This window comes from Agrobacterium sp. 22094 (assembly GCF_052046015.1).
In the GTDB taxonomy this organism is placed as follows: domain Bacteria; phylum Pseudomonadota; class Alphaproteobacteria; order Rhizobiales; family Rhizobiaceae; genus Agrobacterium; species Agrobacterium cavarae.
Window position 1 is genome coordinate 554640 of sequence record NZ_JBQEPX010000001.1, and the last position, 15775, is coordinate 570414.

The following is a 15775-nucleotide window of genomic DNA, read 5'->3' on the forward strand; positions in this document are numbered from 1 at the left end:
TAAGAGAATTGCTCGTAACACTGCTACCCCTCCCACAGCGTTTATTGCGCGGCTTTCAGCCTTTTTCCATCCTCCAGCGGAACCTGATAGGTTTCGATCAGAGACTGTATCGCGCGCGGCCGGGAAAACAAATAGCCCTGACCGCAATCCACGCCGATCTCTTGCAGCATCGTCTTTTGCTCTTCCGTCTCGATCCCTTCGGCAATAACGAGGCAGTTCATCTTGTGGGAGATCGCGCTGATGCCCTCCACCAGCATCCGGCTTTTCTTGCTGATGTCGGGCGCATCCTTGCTGATGGAGCGCGTAAAGGACTGGTCGATCTTGACGATATCCACGGGGAAGCGGTTGAGGTAGCTCAGCGATGAATAGCCCGTGCCGAAGTCGTCGAGCGCGATGCGGCATCCAAGCAGGCTGATGGCATTCAAGACGGCGCGCACCTGCGGGTCGTCATGCATCATCACGGCTTCGGTGATCTCCACCACAAGGCGCTGCGGAACGATGCCGTGGTGGTGCAGCAGGCCAGCGATGCGCGTCGGTAGACCGGCCTCAAACTGCTGGGCGGAGAAGTTGACGGCGACATAGGCCTTTTCGAGACCGGGAACGGCCGAGATTTCCGCGAGGTTTCGGATGGAATGCTCAAGAACGCGGTTACCGAGGCGCTTGATGCTGCCATTTTCTTCCGCCACGCCGATGATTGGGCCGGGCGGCAGAATGCCCTTGCGCGGATGGTTCAAGCGCATCAGGGCTTCGAAGCCGCAGGTCACGCCGGTCTGCAAGTTGAGAATGGGCTGGAAGTGTGCCTCAAGCCAGTCTTCCTCGATGGCCTGCTCGATTTCCTGCTCGATCTCTGCCCGCTGGCGCGCTTCGTTCATGATCGTGGCGTCGAAGATCTGGGCGCCATTCTTTCCGGCCCGCTTCTTGGTATACATGGCAAGATCGGAGTGTTGCAGCAGTTCCGAGGCGCTGCGGGCATGTTCCGGATAGATGGCAAGACCGATGCTGGCGCTGAGACGAATGCTTTGACCATGGAAAATGAAGGGGTCGTTGAACATCGCGCCGATCTTCTCGCAGATTTTCAGCGATCGCTCTTCCGCGTCCGACCCCGCAAGCAATAGGGCAAACTCATCGCCACCAAGCCGCGACGCGGAGTCGAGCGGATTGAGAACGCCTTTCAGGCGACCAACGAATTGTTTCAGAACCGCATCGCCTGCGGCATGGCCGAAATTGTCGTTGATGCCCTTGAAGCGATCGAGATCGATGAATAGGCAGGCAAGCTTCGTCTGAGCCGCATCGGCATGCAGTATCTTCTGGTCCAGCATGGCTTCGAAACCCTGGCGGTTCAAAAGCCCGGTCAGGTGGTCGGAAATGGCCTGGAGGCCGTTGCGCTGTTCCGACTGACGAAGCTCGGTGACGTCCGTCATCACGCTCAGTACATCTGCGCTGGTCTCCTCGATGCCGGTTTGCAGCGTCTTCTCGGCAATCAGCACATCCATCGAACGCCCATCGGCGCAGATGAAGCGGACGGTGAGCTCAGCCGCGTAGGATTCATCGGTATGGTCGGATGGGCGGTTTTGATGGCGCTGGCGGAAACTTTCGCGATCGTCCGGATGGAGGAAGGCTTCAAAGGCGCAGCCAAGGGAATCCTCGCGACTATAGCCGGTTGCCTTCACCCAATAATCGCTCACCGCTGCGACGCGATTTTCGGGATCGAGTGAAAACAGCATGGCCGGGGTGCGGTTGTAGATTTCCGTCGTGCGCCGATGGGCACGCTTGAGCTCGTGCTCTTCCCGTTCGAGCTGCGTCTGCATTTCGTTGAAGCTGAGAGCCAGCCGTCCCATTTCGTCGCGCGAGCGCCAGTCGACATGGTGGCGCGAGCCCAGCCTGCGAGTTGCCTCGATGGCGGCCGTCAGCCGCAGAAGCGGGCGCATGATCATCATCCGGTTGCCGACGATGGCGGCGCCAAACACCGTCAAGATCGCCAGAATGAAGATCGACAGGAAGGAAAGCTCGATGCCGTTCAGCGATGAGAAGACGCCGACATCACGGAAGATGATCTTGATCGTCCCGACCTTGGTTTCGCCGTCGAGGTTCTTGTAGTAGATGTCACGGCTAAGCGACGACATGTCGTCGCTTCTGGGGGCGCTTGATGTCTGAGTGACGTCGAGCTGGCCGAAACTGTCCTTGACCCGGACCATGTAGATCGCAGGATCGTTAATGAGCGTGCCGGTAATCTGGTTGATGCTTTCGTCATCCAGATCCCAAAGGGGGCGGCCGAGAGCCTGCGCGTTGGCGACGATGAGAATTTCGAGCCGGTCGGCCTGGCTGGAGATCGCGGCATTGTAGGACAGGCTGAGCAAAATCGTAAAAAGCGGCGCGACGATAGCCAGCAACGCGCCGGATATGATCACCAGAAATCGCCTTTCTACCGAATGGGTCATCTGCCCTCTCTTGATCCTCAAAAACTCCCGTCCATGCGGTAAAGGCCCAAGCGCCGTGAGGGCGTTTTCGATTGCTCGAGAGCCTTTTCCAGCTGCGGTTGTAGAACCAAAGCTTTGAGGTATCGTTTCGCAGAATGCTTAATCATTCTTGAATTGAGTGATGGCATTCGAAGCGCGTCAGATGGCGCGGGCAGCGTCGTCGTGCGGATGAACCAACATGCAAAAAGGCCCCGCATCTTTCGATACGGGGCCTCTTCAAGAAAAACCAAACAGGTCTTATTCGGACTTGTCTTCGCCTTCTGCTTCTTCAGCAGCAGGTGCTTCGTCTTCAACAACGTCGACAACCGGCGGAACGATCGTTGCAACGGTGAAGTCGCGATCGGTGATCGTCGGAACCACGCTCTTCGGCAGCTTGATCTGCGAGATGTGAACGCTGTCGCCGACCTTCAGACCTTCGAGGTCGACGGTGATGGCGTCAGGGATCTGGTCCGCAGGAACGTTGGCTTCGATGGTGTGGCGAACGATGTTCAGAACGCCGCCGGTCTTGATCTCGGACTTCTCTTCATTGATGAAGTGAACCGGGATTTCGACGGTTACGTTCGAGTTGGCCGAAACGCGCAGGAAGTCCACGTGCATCGTGAAGTCACGAACCGGGTCAAGCTGGTAGTCCTTCGGCAGAACCTTGTACTTCTGGCCGTTGACGTCGATCGTTGCGATCGTCGTCATGAAGCCGCCGCCGTGGATGCGCTTGGTGATTTCGTTGGTCGAAATCGCGATAGAAATCGGGGCCTGCTTGTCACCATAGATGACAGCGGGAATCAAACCGTTGCGGCGAAGTTCACGAGAGGACCCCTTACCAACTCGTTCGCGCGCCTCGGCCTTGAGCTCATAAGTTTCTTTGCTCATGGCATTTCCTTTTCGAGGTTATATGGAGAGTTCAAACCGGCTTGGCCGGACGAGAACTGGGGCGGCGCTTGCGCCAACCCGACCGCGTTGCCTCCAAGGGTGTCTACACGGATGCGCGCGCTATAGTATAAAGCGGCCTTGAACGCAAGACCGCGGGGGTTTTACGATGGGATCACACCTGGTCCACGCATCGCGACCTCATGTGGGGTCGCATGCGACTATTTTACCGTTGAAAGATCGCCACAACCGGCGCACGATAACAGAAGCTTTGGGAGGAGCCTATGTCGAACGATGCCGCACATGCCAATCATGTCTATGAGAGCGCCAACCGTTCATCGGCTGCCGCAAGTTCTCCGATCGTCGCATCCTGGCGACGCTGCATGACGATGCATCATCTGGCGCCGGAGGAAAATCGCAAGCCGATCTTCCTGTCCGAGGCGGAATTTCGCAGGGCGCGCGACGAGGCATCTGCTCTTCTGGCCGAAAGCACCGATGAAATCGACCGCATCTTTTCCACTGTTGGCAGGGCAGGGTGTTGCCTGCTGCTGACCGATGCCAAGGGCGTTGCCCTGGAACGACGCGGTGCTGCGGGCGACGATGACGATTTCCGAAAGGCGGGGCTCTGGTCCGGCGCGCTCTGGAGCGAGGCAAGCGTTGGCACAAATGGTATTGGCACCGCACTTGCCGATGAGCGGCCGGCGGTGGTCTATCGCGACCAGCATTTCTTCAGCTCCAACATCAATCTCTCCTGCACCACAGCGCCGATCCGCGACCACCGGGGGCAGGTGACGGGCGCGCTCGACATTTCCACCTGCCGGGACGACATCAACGAACTGACCTTTTCCATGGTGACGCAGACCGTGCGCGATGCCGCGCAGCGCATCGAGGGCAATCTGTTCCGCCGCGCGTTCCCGGGCGCCCGCATTCTGATTGTGCCGCCTGGCCAATCGACGATGCTGTCGCTGCTGGCCGTCGATCAGGACGATATCATTCTGGGGGCGACCCGCGCTGCACGGCTGGCGCTGCGGCTCGATGACGCGCGGATAGCGCAAGGAATCCCCGCATCGGATGCACTCAAAGAAGAGCGGCACGACAAAGGCAGCGACCTGATGGAAGCCGAGCGCGCAGCTCTGCGACGGGTCCTGGCGCGTACCAATGGCAACGTGACGCAGGCGTCCGAATTGCTGGGGATCAGCCGCGCGACGCTTCACCGCAAGATGAAGAAGCTCTCCGTGCATTGAAAGGGAGGTACTGGCCTTGATTGGTCTGGCCGTTGTCGCAGATGTGAAACACTGTGCACTGCGGAACGGCCTGCCGCCCCTTTGATTTGCCCGATTGTAGGCACAACCTCTCTCCACGCGATCAACCAATGATCGTTGTTCATCAGGGAGGATGAAAACATGAACATCCAGGTTCAGCACAAAGCGGGAGAAACCCCGTTCAAACTGAAATACGGCAACTATGTCGGCGGCCAATGGGTGGAGCCGAAGTCCGGCCGCTACATGGACAATATCTCCCCCGTTACCGGGCAGAAGATCTGCGAAGTGCCGCGATCCGATGCCAGCGATATCGAAGCAGCCCTCGATGCCGCGCATAAGGCGCGCGCAGCCTGGGGCCGTACCAGCGTCACCGAACGCTCCAATATTCTTCTCAAAATCGCTCAGCGAATCGAGGACAATCTCGATCTGATCGCCCGGGCCGAAACCTGGGATAACGGCAAGCCGCTTCGTGAAACCACCAATGCCGATATTCCGCTGACCATCGATCACTTCCGCTATTTTGCAGGCTGCATTCGCGCGCAGGAAGGGTCGATCGGCCAGATCGACAATGACACCGTCGCCTATCATTTCCATGAGCCGCTCGGTGTCGTCGGCCAGATCATTCCCTGGAATTTCCCGATCCTTATGGCTGCGTGGAAGCTTGCGCCGGCACTTGCCGCCGGCAACTGCGTGGTGCTGAAGCCGGCCGAGCAGACGCCCGCTTCCATCCTGCTCGTCATGGAATTGATCGAGGATCTTCTGCCGCCGGGCGTGCTCAACATCGTCAACGGGCTTGGCATGGAAGCCGGCAAGCCGCTGGCGCAGAGCAACCGCATCGCCAAGATCGCCTTTACCGGTTCGACCTCGGTCGGCAAGGAAATCATGCGCTATGCGGCGGATAACGTCACCAACATCACGCTGGAGCTCGGCGGCAAGTCGCCGAACGTCTTCTTTGCCGATGTGATGAACGAGGATGATGCCTTCCTCGACAAGGCGCTAGAAGGCTTTGCCATGTTTGCGCTGAACCAGGGCGAAGTCTGCACATGCCCATCCCGCGCACTGGTGCATGAATCGATCTATGACCGCTTCATGGAAAAAGCCCTGAAGCGGGTGCAGGCGATCAGCCAGGACGATCCGCTGAATGCCTCCACCATGATCGGCGCGCAGGCATCTCAGGAACAGTTCGACAAGATCATGAGCTATCTCGAGATCGGCAAGAAGGAAGGCGCCAAGGTGCTGACGGGCGGCGACAAGAAGTCGCTCTCCGGCAATCTCAAGGACGGCTTCTACATCCAGCCGACGGTGTTTGAAGGCAACAACAAGATGCGGGTCTTCCAGGAGGAAATCTTCGGCCCCGTCGTTTCCGTCACCACCTTCAAGACGGTGGAAGAGGCGATCGAAATCGCCAATGACACGGTCTATGGCCTTGGTGCAGGCGTCTGGAGCCGCGATACCAATCTGGCCTATCGCGCCGGTCGCGGCATCGAAGCCGGTCGCGTATGGACCAACTGCTACCATGCCTATCCGGCAGGTGCTGCTTTCGGTGGCTACAAGCAGTCGGGTATCGGTCGCGAGACCCACAAGATGATGCTCGATCATTACCAGCAGACCAAGAACCTGCTGGTCTCCTACAGCCCGAACAAGCTCGGCTTTTTCTGATACCGCGTGAACCCGGCGCCGGCGGTATTTCCGCCGGTGCCGACCCCGGCCATGGCCGGCATAAGGTCTTTCAAAAGCGTCGATGCTATTTGTAAAGGCGATCCGAGTTGACGTAATAGTGTCATTAATCGGGCGCATATCCTCCTCGATATTGTTGCGTGGATCGATATGCGCCCTTTCTTTTTTGACTTTTTTCATTCCGCTCGCGCCGCCTGTTGGTGCCAATCATGAGCGGTGTTGCCGGACAATTTCACGGCACGGAACGCATCGGCGGGCTGGAAACGGAGCGTTCGCGCTGGGTTGCCATTGCCGTCTTCTCGGTCCTTGGCGTAACCCTGTTTCGCATCATCTGTCTTGCCTTCGACAGGACAGACCTCTTCGTCGATGAAGCGCAATACTGGCTGTGGGGCCGGGAGATGGCCTTCGGGGCCTATTCCAAGCCGCCGCTGATTGGCTGGGTCATTCGCTTGACCACGTGGATTATGGGCGGCGAGGGGACTTTCGACGTCCGTCTGGCGGCGCCCATCCTGCATGCCATGACCGCAGGTGCAATGTTTTATCTGGGGCGGATGATCTACGATGCGCGAATAGGCGCGCTGGCGGCAATCATCTACATCACGCTGCCGGGTGTCTCGCTTTCCAGCCTGTTGATTTCCACCGATACGCCGATGCTGCTTTTCATCGTCGTCTCGCTGATCCTGTGGCGTAAACTCTCTGCCATAAGGACTGAAGGCGGGCCGCTGGCCTTGATGCTGGCGATCGGGCTTGGCTTTGCTGTCGGACTTGGGTTTCTGTCGAAATACGCCATGGCCTTTCTGTTTCCCTTCGTGCCGCTGGCGGCCTATCTGGACAGGGATTGGCGGGTTCGGTGGTCGCATGCTCTGCTCGCGGGAACGGTCGCTATGGTCGTCGTCGCGCCCAATCTTTGGTGGAACTATGCGCATGACTTTGCCACTGCCCGTCACACGGTTTCGATTGCCCACTGGAATGCTGCCGGCCTGAACTTCGGCTCGGCGCTGGGTTTCTTTGGCGCGCAAGCCGGTGTCGTCGGCCCCTTCGTTTTCATCGCCATGCTGATGGCCCTGCGGGACATGAGAACGCCGACAGTGCGGTCTCTCTGCGCACTCAGCATTCCACTTCTCCTGTTGATGACAGCGCAGGCTCTGATCTCACGCGCTTTCGCCAACTGGGCCGTAGGCGCCTATGCAGCAGGTCTCCTGCTTGCAACGCCGTGGCTTGCGGCACGGCCGCGTTGGCTGCGGGCGTCGCTCATTCTCAACACTGTCGTCGCCATCATCCTGCCGCTGCTGACCATCTTCGGTACGGAGTTACGTCTTCCCAATGGTGATCTGGCGTTGAAGCGCTATCTCGGGCGGTCTGCTCTGGTATCGACAGCGATTGCAGATGCGAGAAGGCTTGACGCTCAGGTCCTCGTTGCGTCCGACCGGTCCTTCCTGGCGGAAATGTTTTATCAGTTGAGAGACGACCACCACATTGTGCCACGGGCGTGGAACGAGGGTGCTGAGCCTCCCTCCAGTCATTATGCGCTGCTCTATCCGCTGCAGCCGGGCGAGACGGCGAACGCGCTTCTCCTATCGCGTGCCGACTCGCTTCCCGCTTGCATGAAAGATGAGCCGCCGCAGGCCGAGTGGGCGGCAACCGCCGGCTTCATGGAACGCGCCGCGGTGGGGCTTTGGAAGATTCCAGCCTCCTGCCTCGAGGGGGCGAATTATGGACCATGACATCCTCCATATGCGGCTCACCATCTGGCTGACGATCGCAACGCTTTGCGCCGTCATCGTCTTTGCGGCTTTCCCCTTCCTGGACCTCAGAATTTCCTCCCTGTTCTTCAACGGGCAAGCTGGTGACTGGGTGGGCCGCAGCGCGGACTTCATATTCTGGAGAGATGTGCTACGTCACGGCGGGGAGGTGTTCGCTGTCGTCACATTCCTCATTTTCCTCGGCAACATTCTGATCGGCCGCACGCAACACACCGGCTGGCGCGTCTGGGCGTTCATCTGGGGCAACACGCTCCTCTGCGCCGGGCTGCTGGTCAATGGTATCCTGAAGACGTGGCTTGGCCGCGCCAGGCCTGACGGCGTGATCGAATTCGGCGGGGTCCAGACATTTACGCCGGCGTTTCAGCTGAGCAATCAGTGCTTCAAGAACTGTTCCTTTTCATCCGGCGAGGCGGCGTTGATTGCAAGCGTCGTCCTGCCGGTTTGCGTCTTGCTCTGGCCGCAGCTGTCACGCAGCGGCAAGGTCTTCTGCACGGTGATCGCTGCTGTCCTGATCATCGCAACGGCCGCGATGCGCATGGCTGCGGGACGCCATTTCCTCAGCGACACAACGATGTCGATCCTTTTTGCCGCGCTGACGTCCCTTATCCTCTATCGTGTTCTCGCGATTGGGCAGCATCGGCAAGTCTTCACAGTCCGCCCGGTGGTGACGGACGTGCGCGCCATTCTGAACTACTCCCGAATCTACGCGAGACGGTGGCTGGTTATGCTGGTCAGGAAAGGTGTGAAGACGGTGATCGATCTGCGGGCATGGGCGGCGAAGGCAAAGATGTGGCCCTCGCATCGACATTCAAACGTGGCAGTCGACTAACGCTGCTTCAATCTTTGTTGGCTTGGCGAAATTCTTGTTCTTTGCCAAGAATCCGAAGGACGATGACACTCTCGTCTTCGACGATGAACGCGACGCTGGCGTTTCGCTCAAAGCCGATAATCCGCAGTCCGTCACGAACGTCATCTCTAAGTGTGCCGCGTTCGGGAAACACGGACAGACCACTCAAGAATTTACCGATGCGGTCAAGATATCTGTCAGCAACGCGGGATGAGCCTGACACGTCAACGATATAGTCGTAGATGCTGACAAGATCGTTTTGCGCCTCGGGAGTGAGACGCACCGTATAACGTTTCGCTCAACCGCGACCTTCGCGCTTCGCGATGCGGAATCGGACGTTTGCTAAGCCTTCCTCGAGTGTAACCGTGCGTGTCGGATCTGATTTGTGAGCATCGTATGCCTCCACGACTTCATCCCGAAGCCAACGGTCCACTGCCGCGTCTCGCGCGGCGAGCGTTCTCAAGCCATCGCGGATCACTTCGCTTTCGCTCGCATACTCACCAGACGCTACCTTGGCTTTGACCATTTCCGCCATGTCCAATGGTAGGGTAATGCTGAGGGACTGTGTTGTGCGCATGGTCATCACCTTCATATCGCCATCGGAGAATACACCAAGATAGGATTGAGTCCTACTCGTTTCCAACGGCGGATGTAGAAGGCGAAGGAGCAGCTAGATCAATCGAAGAGACCCGAAACCGACTGTTCCATCGCCGTGCGGTTGATCGCTTCGCCCAGCAGAGTGGCGGTGGTGATCACGCGGATGTTGTGGGCGGACTGGACGCCGGTGGTCGGCTGGATGCTGTCGGTGATGACGAGTTCGCGCAGCTTGGAGGATGCCACGCGGGCGACGGCGCCGCCGGAGAGAACGCCGTGGGTGATGTAGGCGGTGACGCTGGTTGCGCCGTTTTTCAGCAGCGCTTCGGCGGCGTTGCAGAGCGTACCGCCGGAATCGACGATGTCGTCGATCAGAATGCAGTCTTTGCCGGAGACGTCACCGATGACGTTCATGACTTCCGACTCGCCTGGGCGATCGCGACGCTTGTCGACGATCGCGAGCAGACAGTCGAGACGCTTGGCAAGCGCGCGGGCGCGAACAACACCGCCGACGTCCGGCGAAACGACCATGACGTTATTGGTGTCGTAGTGTTCCTTGACGTCGCGGGCCAGAATTGGCGCGGCGAAAAGGTTGTCCGTCGGGATATCGAAGAAGCCCTGGATCTGGCCGGCGTGAAGATCGAGCGTCAGGACGCGATCGGCGCCGGCTTCGGTGATGAGATTGGCAACGAGTTTTGCCGAGATCGGTGTTCTTGGACCAGCCTTGCGGTCCTGGCGGGCGTAGCCGAAATAGGGGAGAACGGCTGTAATGCGCTTTGCCGAAGAGCGACGCATCGCGTCGATCATGATCAGCAGTTCCATCAGGTGGTCGTTGGCGGGAAAGGATGTGGACTGGACGAGGAAAACGTCCTCGCCGCGTACATTTTCACCGATTTCTACAAAGATTTCCTGGTCCGCAAACCGTTTTACTGTGGCATTTCCCAGGGGAACATTGAGATACTTGCAGATCGCTTCGGCCAGATGCCGGTTCGAATTGCCTGCGAAAACCTTCATGGGTGCCGCCTGTTTTCCATGCCATCGCTTGAGCCCGGGATTTTTAAAGTCTGTCCGCGGCCACTGCGTCGTTCAACGGGAAGGAATACCCGGCCCAGAAGGGCGCCGGACATGCCGTTTTGCCATGGGCGCCTTAATAGCGCTGTTGCCTGTGAATGCAATAGCCGGAACCGCGTTACCCATGATTTTCGTGAAAACTTTGTGACTCGGCTGTTTTCAATGTCGCTTCAATCGATTGGATCGGCGCAAGCGCTTTCGACCGAATGACTTATCCACGCCCGCTCTGCCGCCATGCCTGGTAATCATCCAGCGTCTTGGCTGCGATCTTCTGCATCACGCCATCGGTGACGGCCGACCATGGGTCGCTTCCGCGCGAGGCCACTGATTCCTGTCCCTGGAGGCGATGAAGCCGCGCGCCATTGGCATCGAGAATATCCCAGACATAGACGATCGTAACCTTGCTGCCATCTTCGAAGGCGGACAGGTATCCCTTCAGGATGTTGTTGGCCGAGGTATCGGCGGAAGGCAGGATCGTCAGGCCCTTGGCGCGGGCTTCGGCCCCCAGTTGCCTGGAGAGCGGCGTGACGGCCTGGACCGGCGCGCCGATGATCGGCAGGAAGCGAATGCTGGCGCCACCCGACGGCGCAAGCGCTGCGGTCTGCTGCTGCGGTTGGGACGGTGGCTGCTGAGCCTGCCGGCTGACGGGCTGCCCATACTGAACGCCGCTCGTCATCGCCTGGGCCTGCGCCTGAAGCGTGTTCTGTGGCGCATAGGCCGGCACTTGCGAAGCGACGCCAGAGCCGGAGCGATCAGCGGCTGCCGCCATCTGGTCGAGATCGCCCTGATTGACGGGGGTCGATGGCGTCTGGTTGTGCCCGACATTGACTTGCGGGGTAAGCGCATCGCTGGTGTTGCATGCAGAAAGAGCCATCACGAGGCCGGGAACTGCAAGGACCGCACCGAGCCTCTTCATGCCTTGTATCTCTTCATCATTGGCTCCGTCCTCCCCAGGATTGCTGTGATTTAAGGGTGGTTTGGCTTCGGAGTCAAATCAGGCGGTCAGCATATCGAGGCTGTGACGGGACAGCGATTGTGGGGCGCCCTCGGTCGTCACATAGGTCTGACCCAGCGTCATGGCGATGCCGGCATCGCTATCCATGATGATCATATGCACGAAGAGTGTCATGTTCGGCAGGATTTCCTGGGTGTTGCCGGCATAGAACATCTGATGCTCCATCCAGGAGGGGGAGAAGCGCGCACCAAGCGAGTAGCCGCAGGCGTTGAGGCGGTGGCGGGTCAAGCCGCGCTCATCCATGATCTTGGCGTGCACGTCGAACACATCGCCGAAGGTGTAGCCGGGACGAAGGACCTCTTCGATGGCACGGATGTTTTCCGCACAGGCGTTGTAGAGTTCCTTGTGGCGAAACTCCGGTTCGCCGATGACGACGGTGCGCATCATAGCCGCGTGGTAATGGGCGCTCGCACCTGCCCATTCGAGCGTGATCTGGTCCTTGGCATCGAGCTTGCGGCGGCCGGCCTTGTAGCGGCACAGAAGCGCATCAGGGCCTGAGCCGATGATGAATTCGTTGGCGGGATAATCGCCGCCGCCGGAAAAGACCGCCCCCTGCATGGCGGCCAGAATGTCGGCTTCATCCGCGCCTGGCTTGATCAGGGCGATGGCCGCATCGAGCGCGTCATCGGCAAGCTCTCCGGCGCGTTTGGCATAGGCAATTTCGGCTGGGCTTTTTACCAGGCGAAGCGTGCTGACGAGGTAGGAGGCATCGACGATCTGGCAGAAGCTTGCCAACTGATTGTCCAGCAGGCGCGCCACGCGCCCGGTCATGCCATGCGTATCGAACTCGATGCCGACGCGGCAACCGAGCAGATCCATTTCGCTCATCAGGTTCTTGAGATCAAGCGTCGGATCGGCGTTGAGGCGATCCACCCAGATGACGATGTTCTCGATATTCGACGTATGACGGGCCTGACGCAGATCTGCGGAGCGCGTCAAAAGCGACACCGAGCCATCGGCCTTGACGATCAGCGTCTGAAAGAAGCAATAGCCGAAGGTGTCGTAGCCGGTCAGCCAGTACATGCTCTCCTGGGCAAAGAGCAGCACCGCATCCAGCTTTTCCTCTGCCATCTTCTCGATCAGGCGGGCACGACGGGCCTCGAATTCGGCGGGTTCGAAGTGTAGAGCCATCTTACGTCTCCAAAATTGCTATTGCTGAGATCTGCCGCCCGTAATCCGGTTCGGACAGATGCGTGGTCCTGCGGAAGGAAAAGAAACGCTTGTCATCCGGATAGGTGCAGAGATTGAGATTTTCGGCCCGGATGCCTGCTTTGGCGAGGCGATCCATGGTCAGTTGCTTGAGGTCGAAATAGGCATGGCCCTCATTTTTCGAAGGGGCGAAGTAGTGTTCGTAGGTGGGGTCGAGCCGCTTGAGGTCTTCGATACGCTCCGGTCCCACCTCGTAATTCTCCTGCGCGATGGAGGGGCCGAGTGCGGCAACGATGTTTTCGCGGCGTGCGCCAAGCGCGACCATGCTGTCGATGGTGTTTTCCAGAACGCCATGGACCGCGCCCTTCCACCCCGCATGGGCCGCACCGACGACACCGGACTGGCTGTCGGCAAAAAGGATCGGCCCGCAATCGGCGCTCAACACGCCAATGATGACGCCGGGCGTCGCCGTCACCATGGCGTCGGCCTTGGGCCTGTCGCCATCATAGGCTTCATCGATCACGACCACGTTGGGGGAGTGGATCTGGTGGACGGTTGCAAGCCGCTCTTCTGGAAGACCGAACCATTTGGCGACGCGGCTGCGATTTTCCAGTACGGACTGACGCTCGTCTTGCGAGCCGAGACCGACATTCAGACCGCGATAGATGCCCTTCGAAACGCCGCCTTCACGGGTGAAGAAACCATGGCGTATGCCGTTTTCAGATGCCGCCTCAAGCAATGTGCTCTGAACGGGAAGCGGCAGCGTGTCGTCCTGCATGGGGTGTTCAATCCTTTGCGGTGTCGCCGATTTTTCAGTGATGATTCTGAGCGAGTGTTTCCGATGGGCGCATCTCAAAAAGATGCCGTGCGGCAGATGTGCTCTGCTTCGAATTGACCCAATGTTGGCCCAAGCGGACGGCCCGTGTCAATCTCCTCTCAGGCGTCCGGCACGTTTCCACTCGTCAGCGGGCTCAATCCAGCGCGCGAAATGGCAGCAAATGAAGGGCGGGGCTGGAGACTGCAAGCACCTTGAAAAGCTCGCCCATCTTGCCTGCACCTTCGCCTGCGAGACGGTTGATGGCTTCGGCAATCGCGAGCGTCTGATCCGGCGTCGCGGTGGCCGCCAAAGCCTGTCCGCGTTCCTTGAGTCCCAAGCCGTAGAGGAAATCGCCCTGGTGCAGGCAACCGTTGACGTGAACGCCATTTGCCGTTGCCGTCTTCACCAGGCTTTCGAAATCCACATGGCTGGTCAGATCGGCCTCGCCTGGATGGGCGAGCACGGGATCATATTCATGCATTCTGAGTGCCTGCATGGTGTCGCCATAACCGGAGACCATATGGCCGTAGTCGATGATCAGCGCGGTGCCGCTATTGGCTTGCAGCCTCTCACAGAGTGCGGCCATGACGGCCTCGCGCGCAGGCGAATATTCGAAGATCGTGCCGAGCGCCTGACGCTCAGGCTGTGGAGGAAGAAGGTCCGGATCAATGCCTGCGGCGCCTGCGGTGAAGATCAGTTCGTCATCCTCATCAAGGTTGACGACCCGTTCCCTGAAGCCCTGGGGCGTCTTGACGAACTGGCGGATGGGAATGGCATCGAAGAGCTCGTTGGCGGCAATCAGCAGGAAGCCCGCCGGCACGTCGTCGAAGCTTTCGTGCCAGCTGATCTTGCCCTCATGCGCGGCGAGCGTCTTCTGCTGCGTCTCGGTCAGCAGCGGGCTCGTTTCGATGAGATGCACGCTCATGGCGTCATAAAGGGGGGAGGCGATCCGCTGGATGACCCGCAGCATATCCGCCGTCATCGTCCCACGGCCAGGGCCGATCTCGACAAGCCGGACATTGGCGGGCAGGCCATGACGCTGCCAGGCATGGATCATGAAGACGCCGAGCATTTCACCGAAAAGCTGGCTGACTTCCGGTGCAGTGACGAAGTCGCCCGTCCGGCCAAAGGGCTGGCGTGTCTTGTAATAGCCATGCTCGGGATCTGCCAGGCACAGCGAAAAATAATCGGTGACGCTTAAGGGGCCGTTGAGCCGAATAAGAGACTTGATGCGACGGGCAAGGGGCGTTGGCATGTCACTTATCCGTTCTGGCGGGCACGGGCAGCAAAGCGTGCCCGCAGGATTGCCCAGACGCCGAGCGCGAACATGGGCGCGGAGAGAACCATTCCCATGGTCAGCCAGTTCCCTGCCAGATAGCCAATCTGCGCATCGGGTTCGCGGAAGAACTCCACGAAAATACGCGACAGCGCATATCCGGCAACGAAGGTGCCCGTCACGGTGCCGGGTGTCTTCAGTGCCTTGAAGGCCCAGATCAGTACGGAGAGAATGATCAGCAGCACGATGCCTTCCAGCCCGGCTTCGTAAAGCTGGCTTGGATGGCGGGCGAAGGGTCCGCCGGTCGGGAAGACGACGGCCCATGGAACATCCGTCAGACGACCCCACAATTCGCCATTGATGAAGTTGGCAATGCGGCCAAAGAACAGGCCGACGGGTGCAACAGCCGCGATGATGTCGAACATGCTCCAGACGGGAATGGCGTTGCGACGGGCAAAGAGGATCATCGCGATCGTGGTACCCAGGAGGCCACCATGGAAGGACATGCCGCCATTCCAGATTTCGAAGGCGCGAACGGGGTTCGCCATGACCGCAGGCAGATCATAGAAAAGCACGTAGCCGATACGCCCGCCCAGCACGATGCCGGCTGCAGCCCAGATGATGAAGTCATCCAGATGGACCGGTGTCACCGGCGATTTGTCGCCCGGCCACAGCCTGTCCGTCATGCTCAGTTTACGCGCGTAATACCAGCCAAGAAGGATGCCGACGACATAAGCGATGCCGTACCAATGAATCGAGATCGGGCCGATGGAAAAGGCGATCGGATCGATATTGGGAAACGGCATGATCGAAAGCGAGGCAAGCGGTGAAAACAAGTCGCGTATTCCATTCTCTTGTTGTTGTCGAAAACACCGGGTTTTCGCACGGCAGGCAGTATTGGCACGATCTTTCCCGCCGGGCGAAAATGGCGGGTGAAAAGGGAGCGGTCAAGGCGATTCTTTG

At 59.1% G+C, this 15775-nt stretch carries 14 protein-coding genes; 4 read left to right on the forward strand and 10 right to left on the reverse strand.

Annotated features, from left to right (window positions below):
• Nucleotides 1-41: 41 nt before the first annotated feature.
• Nucleotides 42-2438 carry a sensor domain-containing protein gene (locus tag ACTJK5_RS02670; protein WP_113271448.1) on the reverse strand — a complete coding sequence of 799 codons (2397 nt, stop codon included), beginning with the start codon at nt 2436-2438 and terminating at the stop codon, nt 42-44.
• 276 nt (nt 2439-2714) lie between these two features.
• Nucleotides 2715-3344: a 50S ribosomal protein L25/general stress protein Ctc gene (locus tag ACTJK5_RS02675; protein ID WP_062426395.1), complete on the reverse strand. Its 630-nt coding sequence runs from the start codon at nt 3342-3344 to the stop codon at nt 2715-2717.
• A 281-nt stretch (nt 3345-3625) separates the two neighbouring features.
• On the opposite strand from ACTJK5_RS02675, the gene ACTJK5_RS02680 reads away from it, so the two are divergent.
• The 4 genes from ACTJK5_RS02680 (at nt 3626) to ACTJK5_RS02695 (ending at nt 8872) form a co-directional block, all read left to right on the forward strand.
• Entirely contained in the window at nt 3626-4585 is a 960-nt protein-coding gene (locus ACTJK5_RS02680; RefSeq protein ID WP_062598679.1) for a helix-turn-helix domain-containing protein, read from the forward strand.
• A 159-nt stretch (nt 4586-4744) separates the two neighbouring features.
• Nucleotides 4745-6262, forward strand: a complete 1518-nt coding sequence (adh, locus tag ACTJK5_RS02685) for an aldehyde dehydrogenase (RefSeq protein WP_062440297.1) — start codon at nt 4745-4747, stop codon at nt 6260-6262.
• Nucleotides 6263-6489: 227 nt separating this feature from the next.
• Nucleotides 6490-8004 carry an ArnT family glycosyltransferase gene (locus ACTJK5_RS02690; RefSeq protein ID WP_440611783.1) on the forward strand — a complete coding sequence of 505 codons (1515 nt, stop codon included), beginning with the start codon at nt 6490-6492 and terminating at the stop codon, nt 8002-8004.
• Nucleotides 7994-8872 (forward strand): phosphatase PAP2 family protein, encoded by an 879-nt coding sequence (locus tag ACTJK5_RS02695; protein ID WP_440611784.1) that lies wholly within the window; start codon nt 7994-7996, stop codon nt 8870-8872. The genes ACTJK5_RS02690 and ACTJK5_RS02695 overlap by 11 nt, the downstream gene beginning before the upstream one ends.
• 7 nt (nt 8873-8879) lie before the next feature.
• Here the strand turns inward: ACTJK5_RS02695 and ACTJK5_RS02700 are convergent, their stop codons facing one another.
• From ACTJK5_RS02700 to lgt, 8 genes are all read right to left on the reverse strand, one after another.
• The gene (locus ACTJK5_RS02700) at nt 8880-9173 is read right to left on the reverse strand and encodes a type II toxin-antitoxin system RelE/ParE family toxin (RefSeq protein ID WP_440611785.1); all 294 of its coding nucleotides are present in this window, start codon (nt 9171-9173) and stop codon (nt 8880-8882) included.
• A 15-nt stretch (nt 9174-9188) separates the two neighbouring features.
• The gene (locus tag ACTJK5_RS02705) at nt 9189-9467 is read right to left on the reverse strand and encodes a type II toxin-antitoxin system ParD family antitoxin (protein WP_440611786.1); all 279 of its coding nucleotides are present in this window, start codon (nt 9465-9467) and stop codon (nt 9189-9191) included.
• 98 nt (nt 9468-9565) lie between these two features.
• Nucleotides 9566-10498: a ribose-phosphate pyrophosphokinase gene (locus ACTJK5_RS02710; RefSeq protein WP_062426401.1), complete on the reverse strand. Its 933-nt coding sequence runs from the start codon at nt 10496-10498 to the stop codon at nt 9566-9568.
• Between the two features lie 268 nt (nt 10499-10766).
• The gene (locus ACTJK5_RS02715) at nt 10767-11471 is read right to left on the reverse strand and encodes a hypothetical protein (RefSeq protein ID WP_343108638.1); all 705 of its coding nucleotides are present in this window, start codon (nt 11469-11471) and stop codon (nt 10767-10769) included.
• A 78-nt stretch (nt 11472-11549) separates the two neighbouring features.
• Nucleotides 11550-12701 (reverse strand): M24 family metallopeptidase, encoded by a 1152-nt coding sequence (locus tag ACTJK5_RS02720; protein ID WP_062598675.1) that lies wholly within the window; start codon nt 12699-12701, stop codon nt 11550-11552.
• Between the two features lies 1 nt (nt 12702).
• Entirely contained in the window at nt 12703-13497 is a 795-nt protein-coding gene (gene pgeF / locus ACTJK5_RS02725; protein ID WP_440611787.1) for a peptidoglycan editing factor PgeF, read from the reverse strand.
• Between the two features lie 193 nt (nt 13498-13690).
• Nucleotides 13691-14791, reverse strand: a complete 1101-nt coding sequence (locus ACTJK5_RS02730) for a class I SAM-dependent methyltransferase (RefSeq protein WP_440611788.1) — start codon at nt 14789-14791, stop codon at nt 13691-13693.
• 5 nt (nt 14792-14796) lie between these two features.
• Complete coding sequence (gene lgt / locus ACTJK5_RS02735) at nt 14797-15618, reverse strand: prolipoprotein diacylglyceryl transferase (RefSeq protein WP_112360350.1); 822 nt, start codon at nt 15616-15618, stop codon at nt 14797-14799.
• Nucleotides 15619-15775: the final 157 nt, after the last annotated feature.

Excerpts from the sequence above, each read along its gene's own strand:
- ACTJK5_RS02670 (WP_113271448.1), bottom strand. The coding sequence starts at position 2,438 with ATGACCCATTCGGTAGAAAGGCGATTTCTGGTGATCATATCCGGCGCG.
- ACTJK5_RS02675 (WP_062426395.1), bottom strand. The coding sequence starts at position 3,344 with ATGAGCAAAGAAACTTATGAGCTCAAGGCCGAGGCGCGCGAACGAGTT.
- ACTJK5_RS02680 (WP_062598679.1), top strand. The coding sequence starts at position 3,626 with ATGTCGAACGATGCCGCACATGCCAATCATGTCTATGAGAGCGCCAAC.
- adh (WP_062440297.1), top strand. The coding sequence starts at position 4,745 with ATGAACATCCAGGTTCAGCACAAAGCGGGAGAAACCCCGTTCAAACTG.
- ACTJK5_RS02690 (WP_440611783.1), top strand. The coding sequence starts at position 6,490 with ATGAGCGGTGTTGCCGGACAATTTCACGGCACGGAACGCATCGGCGGG.
- ACTJK5_RS02695 (WP_440611784.1), top strand. The coding sequence starts at position 7,994 with ATGGACCATGACATCCTCCATATGCGGCTCACCATCTGGCTGACGATC.
- ACTJK5_RS02705 (WP_440611786.1), bottom strand. The coding sequence starts at position 9,467 with ATGCGCACAACACAGTCCCTCAGCATTACCCTACCATTGGACATGGCG.
- ACTJK5_RS02710 (WP_062426401.1), bottom strand. The coding sequence starts at position 10,498 with ATGAAGGTTTTCGCAGGCAATTCGAACCGGCATCTGGCCGAAGCGATC.
- ACTJK5_RS02715 (WP_343108638.1), bottom strand. The coding sequence starts at position 11,471 with ATGAAGAGGCTCGGTGCGGTCCTTGCAGTTCCCGGCCTCGTGATGGCT.
- ACTJK5_RS02720 (WP_062598675.1), bottom strand. The coding sequence starts at position 12,701 with ATGGCTCTACACTTCGAACCCGCCGAATTCGAGGCCCGTCGTGCCCGC.
- pgeF (WP_440611787.1), bottom strand. The coding sequence starts at position 13,497 with ATGCAGGACGACACGCTGCCGCTTCCCGTTCAGAGCACATTGCTTGAG.
- ACTJK5_RS02730 (WP_440611788.1), bottom strand. The coding sequence starts at position 14,791 with ATGCCAACGCCCCTTGCCCGTCGCATCAAGTCTCTTATTCGGCTCAAC.
- lgt (WP_112360350.1), bottom strand. The coding sequence starts at position 15,618 with ATGCCGTTTCCCAATATCGATCCGATCGCCTTTTCCATCGGCCCGATC.